A 21,895-nucleotide genomic window follows, 5' to 3' on the forward strand; every position below is an offset into this window, starting at 1 on the left:
AACTTTGGACATGATTCCTAACTTCAAATTGTGAATATGTTGTTAAGAAATAAACCAGGAGGTAAGAGCCATGTTTAATATGCCGAGTTATTATCAGCTTAGTTCTATACAAAGGGGCTATCCATATTATCGTAGTGCATCAGGAGAATCCTCGTACATATCTTTAGAGGAGGCACTATCATTAATTGAACAAGCAGTTTCTGGGGAGCGAGAAGATGAGTTGTTTTATGATTATTTAATTTCAATGGCACCAACGCAGCAGGAAAGGGAAATTATAATTAGTATCAGGGATGATGAACGCAAACACAATAGGATGTTTCGTATGATCTTTGAGGCATTCACAGGGAGAGCGATCCAGTCTCCGACGGAAGTCCAATTTCAAAAGCCAGAATCATTTAATGAGGGTGTAGAGAAAGCTTTAATGGGTGAGTTAAAAGCGGTAGAAAGATACCGTAATATCAGAGCAGGACTGCCAATCAGGTATTACCGAGACATGGTATTTGAGATACTAACTGATGAACTCAAGCATGCAAGTAAGTATAATTTTATTTTGAATTTAGAACTCAAAAGAAAGTTGAATGATATTGCTAATTGATGATACGTATAACCATTAGTTCTGAAGTATTGAATCAGGTTGCTGAATAATCACATTTGTGTAACTGGCAAAAATAAATTTTCATATATCACGGGACCTGCAGAACATAGGAGGAGATAATGTTCCTATCATAGAGGATTAGTTTTGGGGGGAAGAGCAGTGAGAAAAAATAACAATAACAGTAATGGAAGGAACAAGAAAAACGGTAAATGTAAAAAAAAACTCACTGCCCAAGTTATCCCCTGCCCAGATTGCAGTAATAGTCGGAATACTTACCAATGCCTTAGAAGTAAACTCTGTCCTTATCGATAAAGACCAAAAGGTTCAAGTATTATTGGAGGGTTCATTTAGAAAGAAGACCAAAGCAGATAAAGTCGCTGAAGAACTTGACGATATCAGTGTGAGTGACTTAATCGAAGCATATATTTTACGATAAGGTAGACTATTTCTTAGCCTTATCGTTTTTATTTTTCTAAAACTGCCCATACTTAGGATAGAAAATGTAATCTATGGAGGTTTGGATGAAGCATGGTTGATCATATGATAATTTTACTTCGTAGTATATCAGCATTCGTAATTCTGTTAATTATTACGCGTTTCTTAGGAAAACAAACACTATCTAACATGAATTTTCATGAGTTTGTTACAGCCGTTATTTTGGGTGCAATTGCTGCGAATTTTGCTTTCAATGAAAAAATGCAAGTCATTCACTTACTGATTTCGCTTGCCGTTTTTACATTTACGTCATATCTTTTATCAATAATTGTCGTAAAAAACCGGAAATTCCGTATGTGGACTGAAGGGACACCGACGATTCTTATTGAGGGCGGGAAAATTCTTGAGGATAATTTAAAGAAAAACCATCTAACTTTAGACACATTAAATCAGATGCTGCGCCAAAAGGATATATTTGATTATAGCGAAATTGAATATGCTTTATTGGAGATCAACGGGAAAATCTCAGTGATGAAAAAAAAGGAATATCACAACGTAACGCTAAAAGACTTAAAAAAGGGATCCAAAGACCTTGGAAATTTTCCGATTGAACTCATAATGGATGGACAACTATTAGAGGGGAATCTAAAGGTCAACAACATCCCCCCGGAGTGGGTTATGGATAAACTAACCGCTCGCGGGAAGCAACTGGATGATGTTTTTTATGCAGTAAAAGGGAGTAACGGACAACTGTACATTGATTTCTATAATGATAAAATAACCCATCCCATTGATATCGAATAAGAAACAGTTGAGGTTAAGTGTAATAATGCAAAAAAAGCTCAGAAACGCTCTGGGTTCAGTTAAGTATGAATGCGTGACGTTTAATGATGACGCGTAATTCCAAGCGACAGGCATACTGTAATAGCAATTGGAGCAGCTTTATAGTGCGACCATTTGTTTTTCCAGCACCTTGAAAAGGCTCCCTCTCGGGAGCCCTAAATATGGTCAAACATAGCACAACGATAGTCACTGGAATATCATATTATGCCAGTCGTTCAATAACAATAGATGCACTCACTGTCGGTGTGCCTCCGCCGATGGCAGCTTGCAAGGTCTGTGTTCCCATGAAGTCGATACGATTTAAGGTTAGTACCCCCCCTGCTGTTAATGAAGCTACGACTTGACCTTGGTATGGTTGGTTACCAGACCCTGCTCCATAGTTGCTACATGGAACCAGCGCGGGAGCAGCAGGTCCAGCAGCGTCAGGGTCAAAGAACAATCCAAAAGCACTGTTACCAGCGGTTGGGAATACCTCCCAACTAATATGATAGACACCTGTCTCGTTAATGGTGAAGGTTGATGGTGCGGTGAAAGTAACGGACGTCCCACCAATAACTGGAGGGTTGTTAAACGTCACAGCTCCACCTTGAGCACCTGGTGCTGGAGCAGCGGCCACGGTCTGTGCTTCCGAGCTACATACAAAGGCAAATGCGGCAAGTCCGCCTGCTGGTCCTGTAGGTCCTATTGGTCCAGGGGCTCCTGCCGGTCCTGCAGGACCAACTGGTCCTTGTATTCCTTGCGCCCCAGCGGGTCCTTGCGGCCCAGGAATGCCTTGTGGCCCAGGAATGCCTTGTGGCCCAGGAATGCCTTGCGGCCCTTGTGGCCCTTGTGGTCCAGGAACAGGAGTAACATTTATTTTCGGTGTAGGACAGGTTACTCTTACCACCTTTCTTTTTTTAACCACAATTTCTTTTTTCTTTTTCCCGTGGCAACACGAGAGTGTTCTCTTTAGTGGCTTTTTCTTTAATTTACTTATAGATCGATGCAATAGAGGCACCTCCTTATGGTTTAATGCAGGGTATGTTGAAATGCCTTTAGATGCATGGATGTACACCTACGATTTATTAGACTATAGTTGGATTTCGTTGAAAACAGGCTAAAACATACAAGGAATCGTGTTTTTTTAAAAAAGAGTCATTTTAGCCTGAACGTATTGAGAAGTTCTGTATACATTGGCATGAGAACGATTATACACTTCCTTAATTGGGCCCATTCCATGGGCCTTTTTTTTTAAAACTAAATGTAAACTTAATATTTCAACTATTCTTACAAAATGGTCTATATAAGAAAAATCTATGATGGAATTACCTTGTTAGCTTCCCAGTTCATGACTGATTTTGCATCAACGCCGAGTTTCTGTGCTGATCGATCTCGCGCAAGCGAATGCCGTCCTTGGCGTACGTGTGAACGATATAGTCGCGCAGCGTATAAACACCTTATAATGGATAGTCGCCGGTGACCAATACCATGTTGGCCGGGTCGAAGTTCCTGACATGCCCTTCGAGCCCAAGCCGCGCGCTTCTTAAATGCGCCGTTGTCTCGGGTCCCGTCTCAATCGCAAAATAGTGTTGCACACTCGCTAAGCTCCTTGTATGCGTTATGCATCGTTTCATAGGCGGCGCGCTGTTCTCGTCTTAGAGAGCGATTTCGATATATGTCGTAACGACACGAGTGCCCAACTCGATCAACTAGGTCAAGAATACGCTTCGATTTCTCGACTTTAGCTGGATTCGCTCCCGATCCTGGAAGCCGTGGCCGCCTAAATCGCCGGCAAGCGCGGAAATTTCCAGCCCGAGTGACTCGATGAACACTTCCACTCCCGGCGATTGGCCGGCGTCAAGGCCGCCAGGTCCATCTCTCCGGTTACCGCATAAATTTGCACTCCGTCTGCGCCGATGGCTTTCGCTTTATGAAGTCTTTCGCGGACACCGACCTGGGAGGCTGGCGTCAATTAGGCCGATTTTGAATGTAGGTAAAAATCGATTGCTTATGTTTTATCAATTTCCTGAAAATCAATATATTCCTTTACAGGAATATTCCTGTTGTGGTATATTCAATTCATAAGGAATGCAATATCCAAATAGGAGGGAAAACAAAGTGAATCAGGAAGTTACAGCCTACATTGAAAATCTGCCGAAGTGGCAAGGTGAGGTCAGTTCAATCTTGCGGGACATGGTTCATGAAACGATTCCGGAGGCCGAAGAACGTATTCAGTACAAAAAACCTCATTTTCTGAAAAACGGACATTACGCAGCTGTCATTTCGCCTTCAAAGGACGCCATTGCATTCATGATCATGAATGCAAACGGGATTGACTTTCCGAAGGGATTTGAAGGACCTGCCGAACGAAAGTGGATTAAATTGCGGGAAGGGGACAATCTGGATCTTACAATGCTGTCGGGGTTTCTCAAACAAGCCTCCAGCTCTTTATAACGATCATCTCATCGGGAGGGACTAATGAATACGACAACCTTGAATGCGCTCGCGGAACCCAACCGATTGCAGATCATTGAACTGATGCGCGAGGGTCCGCTAATGGTCGGAGAAATAGCGAATCGCTTGCACCTTCGGCAACCGCAGGCATCCAAACATCTGAAAATCTTGAGTGAGGCAGGTCTTGTTGAAGTACATGCGGACGCCAACCGAAGAATCTATCGAATTCGCCTAGAACCCCTAATAGAGCTGGATGATTGGCTAGAATCATTTCGTGGGATGTGGGAAGAACGTTTTGACCGTCTATCCGATTATCTTGATCATCTGAATAAAGAACGAATTATCCCTAAATCCTAAGGAGGAAGTGTAATGAAGAACCAACAACAAGGCATTGTATTGAAACGTGAGTTTAACGCCCCTCGAGAACTGGTATTTAAGGTGTGGACCGATCCAGCGCACTTTGGTAACTGTTGGGTCCCCAAGGATTCTCGCTTGAGGTGGAAAAAATGGATGTCCGTCCAGGGGGAATTTTTCTGGGATGCCAGAAGTCTCCGGATGGGCAGCATGCCATGTGGGGCAGATTTGTTTACCATGAGGTAAAGGCGCCTGAGAAATTGGTATGGGTACAATCCTTCTCCGATGAAGAAGGGAACATTATTCGAGCCCCGTTCAATCCGAACTGGCCCCTTGAAATACTGAATGTCCTAACGCTTGAAGAAAACGAAGGAAAGACGTTGCTGACACTGCAAGGTGGACCGCTCAACGCCTCTGCTGAGGAACAGGAAGCGTACAATGCTATGGCACCAATGGTTTCGCAAGGTTTTAAAGGCACGTTCGAGCAACTTGCTAATTACTTGGCAAGTCAACAATAATGCGGATACAATCTGCTTTGACGAGAGAGCTGCGGTGAATCGCTCCGCAGCTCTCTCGTCTGTTATCGTATAAGTAGACGGAAGAATTGGCGATAAAGCTGCTCGAAAGCAGCTCTGCTCAGAAGCATACCCCAAGAGGCTTCGACGAGCTAGCAAGACGTATCACGAGGTCATGAACCGCAACGGTGAGTTGGTTCAGTTCAGTGATGCCGGAATTTAAAGAGGCTGCATCGGCATCCTCTTCAGTATTTGGTCACCGCTCCTCCACTCTCTTCTGCTTCTAACCAACAAATGTATGTAAAAAACTAAGTATCTCCTTTAATTTGCAAAAAGACACTGGATCTAACTGGATGCTACAATTTCTGGAGAAAGGAGGCCGCCTGTCAAGTAATGAAAGCGCTTAATATTCTTAGGTTAGGGGGAGTACAGTAAATGAGTAAATGGATCAAACAAGGCATCTCGATTCTGATCGCGGCAGCTTTACTTCTTCCGACGGGCTGGAGAGCCCCTGATGTTCGGGCTGACGCACAGGAACCGGAAGCCACCGAAACCGTTTATCATGAAACCTTTGGGACGGGCGTAGGAAAAGCGGTGCAATCCGGCAGTGCCAGCATATCGCATGTATCCAATAAAGCGTTTGCCGGCAATGAGGACGGAGGCGCTCTGTATGTAAGCAACCGAGCCAATAACTGGGACGCGGCCGATTTCAAATACGTCGACTTGGGCTTGGAGAACGGCATAACGTATACGGTGACCGTCTCTGTATATGTAGACGCCAATGAGCCTGTGCCAACAGGCGCTCAGGCTTTTCTTCAAACGGTAGACAGCTATGGTTGGCTGGCCGGTGCGGATTTTGCCGCAGGCACGCCTGTACAGCTAACTAAAGAATTCACCGTTAATACCGAAGTCGATTCGGCCCTCCGGGTTCAATCCAACGAGGACGGGAAGACGGTTCCCTTCTACATCGGGGATATACGGATCACCAAGAAGGCGGCTTCCGGCGGTGATGGTGAGGAAGAGCCTCCTAGGGAACCCGCTTTACCCTTCACTCCCATCGATTTTGAAGACCAAACGGCTGGCGGATTTGAAGGCAGATCCGGTAATGAAACGTTGACCGTCACCCAGGAAGCCAACCATACCCCCGGCGGCTCTTACTCTTTGAAGGTAGAAGGCCGTACAGCCACATGGCACGGGCCATCATTCCGAGTCGAGAAATACGTTGATCAAGGCAGCGAATATAAAGTCACGGCATGGATCAAATTGATCGAGCCCGCAAGCTCGCAGCTCCAGCTGTCCTCCCAAATCGGCTCCGGAAGCAGCGCGAATTATGTGGCCCTTTCCCCCAAAACGATCAGCACCAGCGACGGATGGGTCCAGTTCGAGGGAACCTATCGGTACAACAGTGTGGGGAATGAATACTTAACCATCTATGTAGAAAGCTCGAATAACGCGACGGCATCCTTTTATATCGATGACATCAGCTTCGAGAAAACAAGCGCCGGCCCCGTCGAAATCGAGAAAGACTTGATTCCCGTCAAACAAGCGTATCAAAATGATTTCCTCATCGGCAACGCCATCACAGCGGAGGATCTCGAAGGCGTGCGGCTCGAGCTGTTATCGATGCATCATAATGCGGCCACCGCCGGAAACGCGATGAAGCCGGATGCGCTGCAGCCGACAAAGGGTAATTTTACATTCACGGCCGCGGATGCCATGGTAGATAAAGTTCTGGCAGAGGGCATGCAGATGCACGGGCATGTGCTGGTATGGCACCAGCAGTCCCCGGCATGGATGAACACGGTGCAGGATGGACAAGGGAATACGATCCCTTTAAGCCGGGAGGAAGCCCTTGAGAATCTGCGCACGCATATCCGCACCGTAATGGAGCACTTCGGCGACAAAGTCATCTCCTGGGATGTCGTCAATGAGGCGATGAGCGATAATCCGCCGAATCCGTCCGATTGGGAAGCCTCGCTGCGTCAGTCCCCTTGGTATCAGGCCATCGGTCCGGATTATGTCGAGCAGGCATTTCTCGCGGCAAGGGAAGTGCTAGATGAACATCCGGAATGGGATATCAAGCTTCATTACAATGACTATAACGAAGACAATCAGAATAAGGCCCAGGCCATTTACAATATGGTGAAAGCAATCAATGACAAGTATGCGCTGGACCATCCGGGCAAGCTGCTCATCGACGGAATCGGCATGCAGGGACATTACAACATCAACACGAATCCGGAAAACGTGAAGCGCTCCCTGGAGAAATTTATCTCCTTGGGCGTGGAAATCACCATCAGCGAGCTTGATATCCAGGCCGGAAGCAACCACCAGCTCTCCGAGCAGTTAGCCAATGCACAAGGCTATTTGTATGCCCAGCTCATGAAAATTTTCAAGGAGCATGCGGCTCATATCAGCCGCGTTACCTTCTGGGGCCTTGAAGACAGCTCAAGCTGGCGGGCCGCCTCCAACCCGCTGCTGTTTGATAAGAACTTGCGGGCCAAACCGGCCTATTTCGGTGTCATTGATCCTGATACATTTATTCAGGAGCACCAACCTGATTCGAAAGATGCCAACCAGTCCACTGCCATGTATGGCACACCTGGCATAGACGGAACAGTCGACCCGATCTGGAGCCAAGCTCCCGAGATGTCGATCCATCAATACCAGACGGCCTGGCAGGGTGCGACCGGGGTGGCCAGAACGCTCTGGGATGAACACAATCTATATGTATTGATCCAGGTTAGCGACGCCCAGCTTGATAAAGCGAGCGTGAATGTATGGGAGCAGGACTCCGTTGAAATTTTCCTGGACGAAAACAATGCCAAAACAACGTTCTATCAAGCGGATGACGGGCAGTACAGAATCAACTTTGAAAATGAGACCTCATTTAATCCTCCAGCGATCGCAGAAGACTTTGTGTCCGCAACCAAAATTTCCGGAACGAACTACACGGTGGAAGCAAAGATCCCTTTCAAATCCATCAAACCTGCAAATCAGGTTAAAATAGGCTTCGACGCCCAGATCAATGACGCGAAAGACGGCGCTCGCCAAAGCGTTGCCGCGTGGAATGATACGACCGGCAACGGCTATCAGGATCCTTCCGTGTTCGGCGTCGTTACCTTAGACGGCAAACCCGCAAGTCCTGGGAACGGCGGCGGTGGAGGTAACAACAATGGAAGCAGCCCAAGCAGCAGCAATGGCAGCAATCCCGGCTCCGGCAATGGAAGCACCCCGCAAGCCGGAAGCATTAGGAACGAAAACGGCTTGATTACCATCAAGCCCGCAGTGAAGGTCGCTAATCGACATGCAGTAGGCGCCATTGCTAGCGATGATCTCGCAAAAGCGCTTGGGCTAGCCACTCCTAACCCCAACGGCAAGAAACAAATCGTAATTGAAGTGGCCCCTCAAAATGACGTAGATGCATATGAAGTACAGCTGCCGGGCCCTAGCCTGAACGCCCAACCAGCCTTTGAGTTTGTGTTGAAAACGGACAACGCGACCCTTCATATCCCAAGCAGCGGGTTGTCGCAAGCGGCAAAAGCCGCAAAACAGGTGTCGATCCGCATAGGCACAGCTTCAACGGCTCATCTGGCTGCAGCGGACCTCGAACGGATCAGCGGCCGACCAGCCATCGATCTAAGTCTTTCGGCAGACGGGAAAGCCATAGACTGGAGTCATCCTGAGGTTCCTGTAACGGTCAAAATTCCATATACCCCAACCGCCAAAGAACTGCTTAATCCGGAGCGCCTGGTGGTTTGGTACATGGACGGCAACGGCAAAGGAAAGGTTGCGGTCATTCCAAATGGCCGATATGATGCATCGGCGGGCGCGGTTGTTTTTCAAACGACCCGTTTCGGTACCTACGCTATAGCTTACGAAGCCAAGTCTTTCGAAGATTTGCAAAAGGTTCCTTGGGCCGAGCAAGCCATTCATCATATGGCTGCGCGGGATGTCATCAAAGGGACGTCCGAGGGCCGCTTCTCTCCCGAAGCATTTATGACGAGAGGCGACTTCGTCGCACTTCTTGTCAGAGCGCTCGAGTTAAAGGGATCCGACGGCCAAGGGACAGCGGCTCTGCAAGCAGGCTTCAGCGATGCCGAGTCTGCCGGTTTCGATCACAGCGAGCTGGACATCGCCTATGCGCTCGGAATCGTAAAAGGTTTTCAAGATCAGACCTTCCAGCCGAATGAGCCGATCTCAAGACAAGACATGATGACGCTGACCGTGCGGGCATTATCGGCAGCCGGCAAGTCCCTCGAAGGTACCGGAAGCTTAGACGGTTACCGCGATGCGGCAAGCGTCTCCGGTTATGCATTGGAAAGTGCGGCCCGACTGGTCAAGTCCGGGATTGTAAACGGCAAGAACGGCCGCATTGCACCGCACGATCCCCTCACCCGCGCCGAAGCAGCAGTGATTCTGTACCGTATTTGGAAGCTGTAGTACAGCAATAGAAAAGGACGAAAAATCAGACGCCGGTTAAATATCGGCGTCTGATTTTGATGATGGGGGATATTGGCCAAAGAAGCGGCTTACTACGATCAAAATTCTTCGTAAGTGCTCGGATCCTGTCCCCACAACCGTCCATCCTCGCGGCTGAAGGATGAAATGACATCCATCTCCTCCGCAGTCAGCTCGAAATCGAAAATATCGAGATTTTCCGTCTGATGCTGAAGGGAGCCCGACTTAGGAATCGGAATGGCCCCAAGCTGGGTGTGCCAGCGCAAAATCACCTGCGCTCCCGTCTTTCCATGAGCCTCGGCTATTCGGACGATTTGTTCATCCTGCACGATATCATTGCCGCGCCCAAGTGGGCTCCACGATTCCGTAACAATGCCATGCTCCGCATCCTTCTTCCGCTGGTACGCCTGGTCAAAGAAAGGATGAAGCTCCACCTGATTCAAACTAGGCGCTGCCCCGGTCTCTTTAATTAGACGGTCAATATGTTCGGGAAGGAAATTGCTAACCCCGATAGACCGGATGTATCCGCGTTTTTTGGCTTCAATCATCGCCTGCCAGGCTTCCACGTACACATCCTGCTTGGGATTCGGCCAGTGGATCAGATAAAGATCATAATAATCAAGATCCGCTCGGTACAGCGACTCTTCGATGGTTACGAGCGCCTCCTTGTAGGCATGGCGGCGGCCCGGCAGCTTGGAGCAAATCAACAGCTCTTCCCTGGCAACGGAGCTCCGCTTGATGGCTTTGCCGACGGCACCTTCATTTTCATAGTTAAAAGCCGTATCGATCAACCGATACCCTGCATCCATCGCGGCAGCCATGGCTTTAACGCCTTCTTCGCCTTTCAGGCTATAAGTGCCGAGTCCGATTGCGGGCACCTTCAAGCCGTCATTTAGCGTAAGCTCCGGAACATTCTGATTCATTGGAAAGCCTCCTTACATAAATTTGAGTCCTCGCTAGTCCTATTATAAACCTCATTCAGGGGACATGACCCATTCATGATTCAGTTAGCTCCTTTTTGGCGACGGACTCTGTTATATGCCGATGTCCCGCATTTTGGCCGTTACCTTCTCGACCCTGTCGTCCAGCCTCATGCCGTTATACTTCGGAAGCGTCATTTCACTTACAATTGCTCCGTCGCGCATAAACATAATCCGTTCTGTCCGTGCCGCCACCTTGGCGTCATGGGTGACAAGCATTACCGCCGTGCCTTCGCCGTTAATTTCGGAGAAAATGTCCATAATCTCCTGCGCCGAGGCAGAGTTGAGCGCGCCCGTAGGCTCATCGCCAAAAATAATCATCGGGTTGTTCACCAGCGCCCGGCATATTCCCGCACGCTGAAGCTGTCCCCCCGATACCTGTGTCATGTCGCGCTTCTCGAGCTCTTGAATACCTACCCTCTTCATAAGCGCTCTTGCTTTTTTCGTCAGGTCCGCAGAGTTTTTGCGGTTATCCCGCATGGCTGGAAGAAGGATGTTATCGAGAATGTTCAGATTCTTCAGCATCGTCGGCTGTTGGAACACAAAGCCCATCTTCGTTCTTCGTACATCGGATAGCTCCTTCTCTCCCAGCTCCGATAAATCCTGGCCGTCAACGACGACCTTCCCGCCGTTAATGCCATCCGTGCCGCTAAGCGCAAACATTAGCGTCGATTTCCCCGAGCCTGATGGTCCCATTACCGAAACGAACTCCCCCTCGTTGATATGGACCGAGACGCCGTCAAGAACATTGCGCTTTTCATCACCCTCGCCGAAAGATTTTACGATATGATCACCGACAATCATTTTCTTCATCAGGTTGACTCCTTTAAACTATCGGATATTTTGATGTGCCGCGCGCCTGATGTGCCGATCACGGTCGCAATCAGCACCGAACCGATCATCATCATCGGACTGAGCAAATACGCAGACAGCGGATCGACCGTAAACCGAAACGCCGATGCTCCGAAGGTGGAGATCGCAGCGCCCGCAAGTCGCTCTCCAAGCGTGTTCGCTAGAATGGTGCCGAGGACGATGCCGACAATGAGGACGATGACCGAACGGGACATATACTGCGCCTTCACGTCTTTGTCCGTAAACCCGAGCGCTTTCATGACGGCAATGGCATATTTGTCTTTGGCCACAAGCATTTTCATAAACAACAGGGTGATTAGGATCATAATTGTCAGCGCAACGACCGTAGCGGTACGGGAGGCCTTGCCGACAGAGCTTATGGTTGAGCCGTAGGTCTGCGCCATATACTCATCGATGTCGGACACCTTGGCATACGCGAATTTCTCCGCATATTCCGAGACCTTACGATCGGTAAGAGACGGTTCCGAAAGCTGCGCATAGATCACATACCACATAACGTCTGCCGAATGATCGGCGAACGCTGCCTTGGCGGTTTTGCCGCCGTTCGTAATATCGGAATAGATGCCGCTTACCGTCAGCTTCCTTTCCTTTCCCTCAACTACCAGCATGATGGATTCTCCGACCTTTTTGCCCAGCTCATCGGCATTCATAGACGAAAGGGCAATTTCATCGTCTGCGGCTGGCGCATCTCCCTCGGTGTATTCTAAGGGAAATGTGGAATGGTTACCGAGCTCAACGTTCAGCCTTTCCTCCACCCCGTTCTCCGTTCTTACTTTAAATGCTTTGGTTGCAAGCAGAGAATATTTTGAAAAAGCGTCGTCGCTTTCCATCATGTTCATAATTCCAGCGGCTTTCTCCGACATATTGTCGGTCTGCTGAATATCAATGCGCATATCGCTGTTGCCGATCCCCATGTATTGGATGAAGCCTTTGGACGAAATCGTATGGTACAGGCTCTGCGGAACGATGACGATAAATGCCGAAATGACCAGTACGGCGAGCAAGGTCGCATAAAGCTTTTTCCTTGCCAGAACATCCTTTAGCCCGAGGAATATATTCGTGCTGAAGAGCCTGTTTCCGCTCAGGGTAAACCGTTTGGTACCGACTGCCTTTTCCTGCGACATACTAAAGCGGATGGCTTCGGCGGCGGATATGTTCCGGAAACGTCTGAGAACATGATTTACATAAGCCATTATTCCAAGGAGCACAGCCAGGATGCCGGCGATTCCAAGCAGCCAGGCTAATGAAGAATTGCCGCCTTCCCCCATATGAAGCCGAATATTCTCGAGCAGCCTGTCTTTGAAGGCTAAGGAAAAGACAAAACCCAGCATACCGCCTGCAGCCGCTATCGCCGCATACTTCGCAAGATACATCTTCTTGATGTCGGAGATCCGCATCCCGATTGCCTTCATGACGCCGATTTCGCGGTAATCGTCCTCGATGTTCGCAAGGAGCGTGAAGCGTATGCACATTAGCGCAATCGTAACGACCAGCACGCTAATGAGAAGAATAACCGCAATGATCATTCCGTCGGAGATGGCGTTAATCATTTTGAACAGCGGGTAGGTTATGGTTGGTCCGTTCGCTTCAAGCCCTGCGGAGGCATAAGCCGCTTCGAATTCGCTCAGCTTCGACAAATCCTTCAATCGAAACTCAATCAAATACTCTACATTTCCAAGGCCTCTAAGCTCCTCGAAATCTCGGGCACTGATCAGAAATCGCTTGGAGGAAGCAAGCGCGGAATTCATCTGCGAATCTCGAAGGAATCCCGCTACCGTAAACGACTTTCCGCTTACAGTCGCCTTGTCTCCAACCTGTGCGAGGCCGGCCTTCATATAACTGACCGGAACATAGAGATCCCCTTCGGAGACATGGATGACGTTACCGTCCAGATCGAGCAGATAATCAAATTTTTCGCTTTGCACGCTAAGCCCGTTATCCTGAACGCTATTCGCAAGCGATTGTTCCCCAAATTGAAACCGGGCGTTGTCTAGATTCAGATACTGGAGCACCTGATATTCATCCACATCGGGATTCTGCTCCGCAAAAGTCCGAAGTCGTTCCGTATTAACCTCGCCTGCATGCATCTGCAGAAAATGCGGCGTTTTTGCCGTAGTCATCAGTTCATTCAGCGCCCCGGACAAATGGACGAAAAGAATAGCCGCAAGGGATGCAAGCATAGCTGCAGCGGCAACGAACAGCATGGTTGTGAACGTGACCCATTTGCTTTTTAGCATATCGTTGCGAATTATTCTGAAATACATAAGTCACCTCGATATTCAGGCTTCCTGACATCCAGATTTGTGCCGGCAAACGGGAGCATGACGAAGAAAAGAAATCCTGAAATACCGATCAAGACGATATTTTCCCGTCCCGACCACAACGGAAGAAGCCTCCAGAACGAATTCTCCGGTCTACTCATGGCTCCCCCCTTCTCCGCCAAACATCTTCAATGTATCCATCAGCGTTCCGCTTTCCGCGCCAAGCAGTCGTTCGACATTGGAAATAAACGCGACCATTCGTGATAACCGCTCCTCGCTCGTCATGGCAACCACATCGTCATCAAATACGGTTGTCGCGTAGATCACCACCATTTCCATGCACTCATACGGAAACGGTGTATGAAACAGCCCCTCTGTAATCCCTTCGCGGATGATTTCCGTCAGGATCGGAGGAACGCCATGGATAATGACCTTTTGTATTTTTTGATGCATGAGCGCATTCTGCGGCTTGTGAATATGCTCCATAATTTCCTGGCTGCTTCCGCCGCTAAGGTTCAGCGCCATCACAACGCGGGTAATCCGCTCAACGACTGGGATGCTCTTGTCCGCGGCAATTCCCCGTGCCCCCTCCAAGAGGCGGGCCGCATACCGATCGATCAGGGCGTCCATGATATCCTCCTTCGACTTGAAGTGATGATACAAGGTTCCACGCGCAATGCCGACCTTCTCGAGGAGATCATTGGTGCTCGTTCCGTCAAAGCCCTTCTGACCGAAAAGCTCATCCGCCGCGTCAAGAATTTCGTTCCTGCGTTCCTCCGCTTTTTTTACAACTCTCATGCAATCCCTCCATTGGATTAGACCGACTGTCTGTCGGTAAAATGATACCATATGCTGGAAGGGTGTCAAGAAAGAGTTTCTTGTCGTCGGAGTTCGTTTCCATGAAGCGTCATTCTTTACCCATTTTAAACATAAGAAAAATCACAACCGGCATGGCTGTGGATTCCAGAAGAGGCGAGGGAGTTGAGCCTCTGTTAGTGCTCTCTGAGCCCCTATTCTATGGAACCTCGACTCTAGTGTGATCGAAGGATGGCTAATTATATTATTTTTTATGAATCACAGGCCGAACTACCCGTGTCGTTAATACATTCAGCGTATCCCGGCTATCACTTGCGAAGTCAAGCGGTTGATCCAGCTTTTCAAAGTGAATATACCAGAGATTCGGATTCGTAAATAACCAATGGTTATGAAGCGCGGTTACCTTGATTCCATGCTTGCGCAGCCGGGAAATAAAGGGGGTGATTTCCTTTGTCAGAATAACCGTCTCTCCCAAACATAGAGCTCAACCGTCTGGCCCAAGGCGGATTATTTTGAATTAAGAAATCCAAATTACCCCGATTTGTAAGGAATCGGGAGATGAAATTAAAAAAAGCGACCAGGTCCGGTCGCCTTCTAATGAATATTTTCTATCCCTGCCTCAATATCCCCGCGAAAATTCCGGGCTTTGCTTGAGTTGGACGATATCATGGCCGCTTGGATTTTGGAAGGCACGAAGCCCGAATGTCGGCGCGACTGCGAAAATATGGTCAAAAATATCCGCTTGAATCGATTCATACACTGCCCAGGTGGTATCATTGCTGAATGCATAGATTTCTAATGGCAGCCCGTTATCTCCCGGCTCTAACTGCCTGACGATCAGCGTCATTTCTTGATGAATTCTCGGATGATGCCTCAGATATTGTTGGATATATGCCCGGAACACGCCGATATTCGTAAGTTGTCTGCCGTTCACTTTGCTCTCCGTATTAATCTGGTGTTCGAGGTTGTACGCATTAATTTCGCTTAGTTTGGTCGTGATATAGTCGGTAAGGTAGTGAATTTTCTGAAATTCCTCAATCATTTCCTTGGTACAAAAACAGATGCTGGTCGTATCAACATAGAAGCTGCGCTTGATCCTTCTGCCGCCGGATACTTGCATGCCTCTCCAATTCTTGAACGAGTCGGAGATGAGTGCATAGCTTGGAATCATGGTAATCGTCTTATCGAAATTCATCACCTTCACCGTGTTTAAGGTAATGTCGATGACGTCGCCGTTCGCATCGTATTTCGGCATTTCAATCCAGTCGCCGACACGCACCATATCATTTGACGATAACTGAACGCCTGCCACCAGGCCTAAGATGGAGTCCTTGAAGATTAGCATCAGCACAGCCGATAATGCACCCAGCCCGCTGAGAATAATCAAGGGATTCTGACCGATGAGGTTCGAGATGACCACAATGCCGCCGACGATGTAAAGAACGATCTTCGCTACCTGAATGTATCCCTTAATCGGCCTGATCTTGGAAACCTCGAACGAACGATAAATCGCATCAAACGCATTGAGCAGCGCATTAAATACCATGATCGTTACGATAATCATATAAGTCATGGCTGCCTTTTCAATCAAAGTTTGATAGGACGGAAAGATCGACGCCGAATAATAGATGATGATTGCCGGCACCAGGTGCGAGAGCTTATGAAACACTTTTTTCTCCACAATGATATTGTCCCACGTATATCGATTGTTATTGACGATGTGAATGATGATCTTCAGCACAATCTTTTTGGTTATAACATTGGCCAGTATGGAGACCAGCGCGATGAAAAGGACCATGATCATGTTGGAAAGATAGATCACCGTTTGCTCGCTCATGCCATATCCGTCTAGTTGATTTCTGATAAAATCCATTGTTGCCTCCTAAAGCCTTGTTTCCTATATGAGTATGAAATTGATGCACTGCCTAGTACGTAAAATATTCGTGCTGTCTACACCTCATTTCGTTCAGCTTATATAGCCTACTATTATAAAGTAGATGGAGACCCGAGGTAAAGGAAAGACAGATTCAATGGTTATATGTACCACACTTCTTTCAACCATCGCCTTCTTAAGGCATAGATGGATAAAGACGACCCCGAATTTCTAGCCATCCTTACCGGCATATCTCTAACTTCTGAAAGCAACAGATTCAAGGTGCAGATTAGGATACTTCAGGCATAACCGGGCGCAAACGAAAAAGCGACCAATTAAGGTCGCTTTTGGGAGAGCTTTTAAAGCTCTCTATAGGCTGGCTGCATCATCCCTTGAGCGGGCTGATCCTCCAGGTACTCATCATATTGCGGCTGAAAAGGCTCATGGCTTGGGGGTTCCATGGACACGGACGGACGTTGATAGGGTTCATCTACGTACATGATTCTGCGCTGAATTTGCATGAGCCCATTCACGACGCGCAGCGCGACCCAGAACAGGACAAGACCAACGCCTACGTACAGCAGGTATTGCTGATTATAAGTCCAATCGATATGGAAATAACTGAACAAGCTATTCTCCAAAATATCAAGCTTCAATTCATTCATCAAAATGATATGCACGACGGGAAGAGCAATCAATCCGAGTCCCAGTGAAATCACCGTTACCATTATAACAAAGAATACGATGCCAGTAACAAACCTTAGGAATACGAGCAGCAGATTTCGAATAAATAGCGCTCCGTCAAAACCGCTCACCATTTGTTTCAACCAGTTCTGCCCAGCTACAGGCTGTTGATGGTAGGAATATGAAACGGATGGGGCAGGAAGGCCCAAAATTTGCCTAATCATGCTTTGTTCAAAGAGCACAATCCCGTTCAACAGCTTCGCTACGCCAAAGAACAGCGGTATTCCGATAAATATGGGAGTTAGACCGATTGATAATACCAGTCCCGTTATCCCTACTGTAAAATAAATAATCCCTAACGGGAGGGATAGCAATAAATAGAGGATCGTTGCATAGGTTTTCGGATTAAAAAGCACCCATTTCACCTTACCTGCCCGTGCCGTGTTCGTTACTTCTGTGTTCAAATTCAAACACCCCTTTTGGCTTCATATATCACGTATCAGCGAGTTATATAAATTCATTATAACCGCCTCATTTACCTGACATAACCGTCTTAAGGGGTATCTGAACCTAGACCTTAGACTAGGAATGGGCCTGGCTCTGGTGAACTTATTCTTCGGCTATTCTCAATCGGAGCTTCTGTAAAGGGTCCAGTTCAAATCGTTGCTCTTTGATATATATGTAGGCGAAGGGATTGTACACCCATTCACTGGACTATACGGGGGATCTTCATTAATGCTGATCCTTGAGGACTAAAACCGGGTATGATAAGATAAGAATAGAAATAAGGACGGATGGCAGTCCGTCCTCAGCACAACCTCTTGAGTGGGGATTCCCTCCAGGGTAATGCTTGTCCAGAGAAGTAACCCACGGTTTGCCAACCTTAAGAGTGGGTTACTTCTTTTTTCGGTCGATATAGGTCAGTAACGCAACGATAAACCCTGCGAATACGATCACATCGGAAAAAGAGAAGTTCATATGGACTCACCTCCTTTCCGGAGGAAGCCCCACCCACTCAAGGTGTGTTGTACATTCCAAATTATAGCATACAAGCTCCGTTGTTCGGGGCTTTTTTCTTTCGCCTTTACATCAGTAAATCCTATTAAAATTGACCCGCTTTTTCAGAATTTCTCGGAGTTCTCCTCAATCCAACCAACCCTTGCTACGTGCGATATCGATTGCCTCGATCCGTGTATTCGCCCCAAGCTTCCCAATCGCCTCAGACATATAGTTCCGTACCGTTCCATAGGATAGAAACAGCTGTGCTCCAATATCTTGAAGAACTAAGCCTTGGGCAGCCAACTTCATGACTTCACGCTCCCTGGGTGATAATGGACATGGATCATCCCATACCGCGAGCGACAATTCTGAATTGATGACGCGTTTCCCATCATAAACCCGACGAATCGCATCAGCCAGTTCCTCGCTGCCTGTATCTTTAAGAAGATATCCATAAACTCCTGCCTGCATAGCCCGCTGGAAATATCCAGGACGCGCGAATGTCGTCAAGATGATGACACGAACAGCTGACTTATTTTTTTGAACCAATTCCGCAATATCTAACCCCGTTTTCAGCGGCATCTCAATATCCAGAACAGCTACATCGGGTTCATATTGCTGAATCATGGACATCACTTCTTCCCCATTTTCAGCTTGACCGACGACTTCAATATCATCTTCTAACGAGAGTAACGTTGCCAGTGCTCCCCTTAATAACTTTTGATCTTCTGCCAAAACAATACGAATCATCTAAGCACTACCTACCTTTTCATTTCGTATTACCCTAGGGATATGTAAGGTGACTTCCGTCCCCTTGCCTGGGGACGAAGACAGCGACATACGACCATCGATCATAACCAACCGTTGCCGTAAACCGGCGAGGCCATTACTGCTAGTATAGAATTGATCCATATCTGCCCCAATACCGTCATCACTTACGGATACACGAACTTCCCCTTCCTGAATGTCGAGAAGAACGCTGCAACTTGTTGCTCGGCTATGTCGAACCACATTTGTAATCGTCTCGCGAAAACACATCGCCAAAATCGTCTCCTGCAAGGGTGTTAACGGAAGCGGATTGTTCACTAAGGCGTCTTGCGTCCCTCCATTAGAAGGTCTGGGATCTGAAATCGATTGATATTGGAAAAAAAGCTGTATGCCCGCTGCTGAACATAACGATATAGCATGCTTATATTCGTCAGCGAGATATGTAACTTTCATCTCCGTAACCAATTCTCGCATTTGTTTCAAGGCTGCGCGTGCCGTTTCTCGTATTTCACGAGCCTCTGCTATCGCTCTCTCGGGTTGACGATTGACCAATTTCTCAACGACCTCACCTTTTAGTGCGATTAATGACAGCGTATGTCCCAATGTATCATGTAATTCACGTGCGATCCGCTGGCGCTCCTCCTGCTGTGCCATTCGTTCAGCCGTTTCTGCCCGCAGCCGCGCAGACTTATGTTGAAATCGGGTCGAAGTTCGAATAATATACGGCAGAATACAGATGCCAAACATAGGCACCAGCCCTATCCATACTAGGCTGCCCATCCGGTCCAAGTAAGGAACAGCGATAAATCCCATAGCTACAGTGAAAACGATCGTTATAGAGAGTAACATCGGCAGCTTTTGTTTGCTCAGCGGAGCAGCGATCATAAAACCCATAAACGTATACATAGGGTGAAATACAGCTGCTAAAATCAAAAGTATACCCACCTGAACGATCAATATTGGCGTGGCCCACTTTAAATAAAAGTAGGATTGTCGAAACAATAGAACGAATATACCTAACAGAACAAAGCCAAGCCACTGTATACTTGACGGCTCATAGAGTAGAAAGTACATGGGTATCATTAAATTTGTTAACAAAATATAAGGAGCGACTCCTTCCGATTTTGGAAAGAGACGCCACTTTTCTCTATTCAATTAGACCGCATCCCGTCGATTATAGATATAGATTGATAGTAGCATAAAGAGGAGTCCGCATCCTGTCAAAATTATGAAATCGATGCTTGCTGGATTTTTTCCAGCGATCATATTCCACGCCCCATTAGCGTAACGGTGAGATGGAAGCCATTCCCCGACCGATCCCATCCAGCTCGGCAAAGTACTAAGCGGCATCCAAAGCCCCCCCACAATGGCAAGTCCCATCTGTAATACATTTCCGATGGCAACGGAGGTATTCGCATTTTTAAGCGTTCCTAACAAGGCACCAAGCGCCAGAAAAGATATGCTCCCAATCCATAACCATAATCCGCATAAAATCCATTGCCCGGCTGTCAATTGTATATCATGAACAAGGCCGGCAGATACAAATATAACAACAATGACGATCAAGTGAACAGCCATTTGCGATACGATTTTGCTGCCAATCCAGACGGCAGGAGATAGTGGAGTCAGCTTCAACAGGCGTACCCACCCATCTTGATGCTCAAACGATAGACGGATGCCGAATTGAGATACGGCTGTACCGATCAAACTGAATGCCGTCATCGACATCAATGAAAAGACACCCCAAGTTGTTGATTGGATCGATTGATCTACCCCGTTCATACTCGCAAATAAAAAGTAGAAAGCAAGCGGCATCGCAATGGAGAAGAGTAAGAAAAATGGACTGCGGATAATTCGTATACTTTCTGCTTTCGTCTGAGCAACAAACATATGGAACATGGCTATTTTCCTCCTAAAAATGTTTTTTATCGTATAATCGTTTATTTATTTGAGCCTGTAAGACTTCGGAATGTATCTTCTAAACTGGCGGATTGTATATCAATATCGGAAATTCCCCATTCAGACTGCATCAGTGTAAATAACAATACATCGGTCTCTTGGGCATAAAGGCGAATCCGCTCGCCGTTGCATTCCGCCTTTTCTACACCAGGTAATGTGAGCCACTCCTGCTGGGCTGGCGCATTTGCCGCCCGAAATGAAACCGTTCTAAGTGCTGTTTGTGCCTTTAAACGTGCCGGAGTCCCTTCCGCAACAACCTGTCCCCTGGCGATGACTGCGATATGATCTGCGACAGCATCAGCTTCATCTAAATGATGTGTAGTTAAGAGCACCGTACGTCCGTCACTTGCCAGCGCTTGGATGGTGTCCCAAAAGCGGCCACGAGCCTCGATATCCATTCCGACGGTTGGTTCATCCAGCAGGAGAAGCTCCGGATTCCCCGCCAAACTCTGGGCGAAAGCTAATCTACGACGTTGACCTCCAGACAGGGAGGATGCGCGTCGTTTCTGATCCGCGTGGAGACCCGAAATGTCTAACAATCGCTCTAGCGACATCGGATTACGATAATAACTGCGGAACAATTGAAGCACTTCTTTCACCGTAAGTCCATCTGCTGCTTTAACATCCTGCAAAAGCGCTCCAACGCGCTGCCGTAATTCTTTTGTTCCAGATGGCATCCCCAAGACCCTGACTTCTCCTGATGTTGGCTTGATCATTCCAAGTATCATGGAAATGGTGGTTGTCTTGCCTGCCCCATTCGGTCCGAGCAATGCTGTTATTTGACCTTTCTCAAATGATAGATTCATATGATCAACGGCACAGTAATCGCCGAATTTCTTCACTAGATTGATACATTCAATCGCCTTTGTCATTTTGTACTAACCTCCGCTAATTTCTTCTTTCGTTCCTTGATGTCCTTATTATATTGAGAAAGCGCGAGAACCAATTAGTGTGGGTTGTCACAAGCCGATTATGACAAATGTCAGAAAAAAAGGGGGCAAAAAAAGAAGGACCTCTAAAGGCCCTTCTTATGCATAATGTACATT

General features: G+C 47.5%; 18 protein-coding genes and 2 pseudogenes. 7 read left to right on the forward strand and 13 right to left on the reverse strand.

The features are described from left to right. Positions 1–70 precede the first annotated feature (70 nt). The 3 genes from MKX76_RS21365 (at position 71) to MKX76_RS21375 (ending at position 1,834) form a co-directional block, all read left to right on the forward strand. Positions 71–595 (forward strand): ferritin-like domain-containing protein, encoded by a 525-nt coding sequence (locus tag MKX76_RS21365; protein ID WP_341034586.1) that lies wholly within the window; start codon positions 71–73, stop codon positions 593–595. Positions 596–779: 184 nt separating this feature from the next. Then, a complete protein-coding gene (locus MKX76_RS21370) occupies positions 780–1,031 on the forward strand; it encodes a hypothetical protein (protein WP_245255849.1) in 252 nt (83 codons plus the stop codon). A gap of 92 nt (positions 1,032–1,123) precedes the next feature. Further along, on the forward strand, positions 1,124–1,834 hold the full coding sequence (locus MKX76_RS21375) for a DUF421 domain-containing protein (protein WP_213613328.1): 711 nt from the start codon (positions 1,124–1,126) through the stop codon (positions 1,832–1,834). Positions 1,835–2,075: 241 nt separating this feature from the next. Here MKX76_RS21375 and MKX76_RS21380 read toward each other — a convergent pair whose 3' ends face one another. Both MKX76_RS21380 and MKX76_RS21385 read right to left on the reverse strand, forming a co-directional pair. Next, positions 2,076–2,861 carry a collagen-like protein gene (locus MKX76_RS21380; RefSeq protein ID WP_341034587.1) on the reverse strand — a complete coding sequence of 262 codons (786 nt, stop codon included), beginning with the start codon at positions 2,859–2,861 and terminating at the stop codon, positions 2,076–2,078. 376 nt (positions 2,862–3,237) lie between these two features. Beyond that, a pseudogene (locus tag MKX76_RS21385) lies at positions 3,238–3,824 on the reverse strand (sugar phosphate isomerase/epimerase family protein); the annotation flags it as partial. 146 nt (positions 3,825–3,970) lie between these two features. Between MKX76_RS21385 and MKX76_RS21390 the strand changes: the two are divergent. The 4 genes and pseudogenes from MKX76_RS21390 (at position 3,971) to MKX76_RS21405 (ending at position 9,618) form a co-directional block, all read left to right on the forward strand. Further along, complete coding sequence (locus MKX76_RS21390) at positions 3,971–4,306, forward strand: DUF1801 domain-containing protein (protein WP_213613331.1); 336 nt, start codon at positions 3,971–3,973, stop codon at positions 4,304–4,306. Positions 4,307–4,330: 24 nt separating this feature from the next. Continuing rightward, the gene (locus MKX76_RS21395; RefSeq protein WP_210094310.1) at positions 4,331–4,663 is read left to right on the forward strand and encodes an ArsR/SmtB family transcription factor; all 333 of its coding nucleotides are present in this window, start codon (positions 4,331–4,333) and stop codon (positions 4,661–4,663) included. A 12-nt stretch (positions 4,664–4,675) separates the two neighbouring features. Beyond that, positions 4,676–5,178, forward strand: a pseudogene (locus MKX76_RS21400) (SRPBCC family protein). A 432-nt stretch (positions 5,179–5,610) separates the two neighbouring features. Next, positions 5,611–9,618 (forward strand): endo-1,4-beta-xylanase, encoded by a 4,008-nt coding sequence (locus MKX76_RS21405; protein ID WP_341034588.1) that lies wholly within the window; start codon positions 5,611–5,613, stop codon positions 9,616–9,618. 98 nt (positions 9,619–9,716) lie between these two features. Here MKX76_RS21405 and MKX76_RS21410 read toward each other — a convergent pair whose 3' ends face one another. The 11 genes from MKX76_RS21410 to MKX76_RS21460 all read right to left on the reverse strand — a co-directional run bounded on the left by MKX76_RS21410 (position 9,717) and on the right by MKX76_RS21460 (position 21,721). Then, the gene (locus tag MKX76_RS21410) at positions 9,717–10,559 is read right to left on the reverse strand and encodes an aldo/keto reductase (protein WP_213613336.1); all 843 of its coding nucleotides are present in this window, start codon (positions 10,557–10,559) and stop codon (positions 9,717–9,719) included. A 111-nt stretch (positions 10,560–10,670) separates the two neighbouring features. Further along, entirely contained in the window at positions 10,671–11,429 is a 759-nt protein-coding gene (locus tag MKX76_RS21415; RefSeq protein ID WP_341034589.1) for an ABC transporter ATP-binding protein, read from the reverse strand. Then, complete coding sequence (locus tag MKX76_RS21420; RefSeq protein ID WP_341034590.1) at positions 11,429–13,753, reverse strand: ABC transporter permease; 2,325 nt, start codon at positions 13,751–13,753, stop codon at positions 11,429–11,431. The genes MKX76_RS21415 and MKX76_RS21420 overlap by 1 nt, the downstream gene beginning before the upstream one ends. A gap of 150 nt (positions 13,754–13,903) precedes the next feature. After that, on the reverse strand, positions 13,904–14,548 hold the full coding sequence (locus MKX76_RS21425; protein ID WP_341034592.1) for a TetR/AcrR family transcriptional regulator: 645 nt from the start codon (positions 14,546–14,548) through the stop codon (positions 13,904–13,906). Positions 14,549–14,810: 262 nt separating this feature from the next. Further along, positions 14,811–15,041 (reverse strand): DUF1259 domain-containing protein, encoded by a 231-nt coding sequence (locus MKX76_RS21430; RefSeq protein ID WP_341034593.1) that lies wholly within the window; start codon positions 15,039–15,041, stop codon positions 14,811–14,813. Between the two features lie 144 nt (positions 15,042–15,185). Continuing rightward, positions 15,186–16,439, reverse strand: coding sequence for a mechanosensitive ion channel family protein (locus MKX76_RS21435; RefSeq protein ID WP_210094312.1), 1,254 nt, complete (start codon positions 16,437–16,439; stop codon positions 15,186–15,188). 359 nt (positions 16,440–16,798) lie between these two features. Then, positions 16,799–17,593, reverse strand: a complete 795-nt coding sequence (locus tag MKX76_RS21440) for a sensor domain-containing protein (protein WP_341034595.1) — start codon at positions 17,591–17,593, stop codon at positions 16,799–16,801. Positions 17,594–18,266: 673 nt separating this feature from the next. Further along, positions 18,267–18,872: a response regulator transcription factor gene (locus MKX76_RS21445; protein WP_341034596.1), complete on the reverse strand. Its 606-nt coding sequence runs from the start codon at positions 18,870–18,872 to the stop codon at positions 18,267–18,269. Then, positions 18,873–20,045, reverse strand: coding sequence for a sensor histidine kinase (locus MKX76_RS21450; protein ID WP_341034597.1), 1,173 nt, complete (start codon positions 20,043–20,045; stop codon positions 18,873–18,875). After that, positions 20,046–20,789 carry an ABC transporter permease gene (locus MKX76_RS21455; protein WP_341034598.1) on the reverse strand — a complete coding sequence of 248 codons (744 nt, stop codon included), beginning with the start codon at positions 20,787–20,789 and terminating at the stop codon, positions 20,046–20,048. Between the two features lie 41 nt (positions 20,790–20,830). Then, complete coding sequence (locus MKX76_RS21460; RefSeq protein WP_341034599.1) at positions 20,831–21,721, reverse strand: ABC transporter ATP-binding protein; 891 nt, start codon at positions 21,719–21,721, stop codon at positions 20,831–20,833. Positions 21,722–21,895 lie beyond the last annotated feature (174 nt).

The sequence above is a fragment of the Paenibacillus sp. FSL R5-0810 genome (assembly GCF_038002285.1).
Classification (GTDB): Bacteria; Bacillota; Bacilli; order Paenibacillales; family Paenibacillaceae; genus Paenibacillus_AQ; species Paenibacillus_AQ lactis.

What these genes read in the sequence shown, in the direction of transcription:
- MKX76_RS21365 (WP_341034586.1), top strand. Translation starts at nt 71, where the DNA reads ATGTTTAATATGCCGAGTTATTATCAGCTTAGTTCTATACAAAGGGGC.
- MKX76_RS21370 (WP_245255849.1), top strand. Translation starts at nt 780, where the DNA reads ATGGAAGGAACAAGAAAAACGGTAAATGTAAAAAAAAACTCACTGCCC.
- MKX76_RS21375 (WP_213613328.1), top strand. Translation starts at nt 1,124, where the DNA reads ATGGTTGATCATATGATAATTTTACTTCGTAGTATATCAGCATTCGTA.
- MKX76_RS21395 (WP_210094310.1), top strand. Translation starts at nt 4,331, where the DNA reads ATGAATACGACAACCTTGAATGCGCTCGCGGAACCCAACCGATTGCAG.
- MKX76_RS21405 (WP_341034588.1), top strand. Translation starts at nt 5,611, where the DNA reads ATGAGTAAATGGATCAAACAAGGCATCTCGATTCTGATCGCGGCAGCT.
- MKX76_RS21410 (WP_213613336.1), bottom strand. Translation starts at nt 10,559, where the DNA reads ATGAATCAGAATGTTCCGGAGCTTACGCTAAATGACGGCTTGAAGGTG.
- MKX76_RS21415 (WP_341034589.1), bottom strand. Translation starts at nt 11,429, where the DNA reads ATGAAGAAAATGATTGTCGGTGATCATATCGTAAAATCTTTCGGCGAG.
- MKX76_RS21420 (WP_341034590.1), bottom strand. Translation starts at nt 13,753, where the DNA reads ATGTATTTCAGAATAATTCGCAACGATATGCTAAAAAGCAAATGGGTC.
- MKX76_RS21425 (WP_341034592.1), bottom strand. Translation starts at nt 14,548, where the DNA reads ATGAGAGTTGTAAAAAAAGCGGAGGAACGCAGGAACGAAATTCTTGAC.
- MKX76_RS21435 (WP_210094312.1), bottom strand. Translation starts at nt 16,439, where the DNA reads ATGGATTTTATCAGAAATCAACTAGACGGATATGGCATGAGCGAGCAA.
- MKX76_RS21445 (WP_341034596.1), bottom strand. Translation starts at nt 18,872, where the DNA reads ATGATTCGTATTGTTTTGGCAGAAGATCAAAAGTTATTAAGGGGAGCA.
- MKX76_RS21455 (WP_341034598.1), bottom strand. Translation starts at nt 20,789, where the DNA reads ATGTTCCATATGTTTGTTGCTCAGACGAAAGCAGAAAGTATACGAATT.
- MKX76_RS21460 (WP_341034599.1), bottom strand. Translation starts at nt 21,721, where the DNA reads ATGACAAAGGCGATTGAATGTATCAATCTAGTGAAGAAATTCGGCGAT.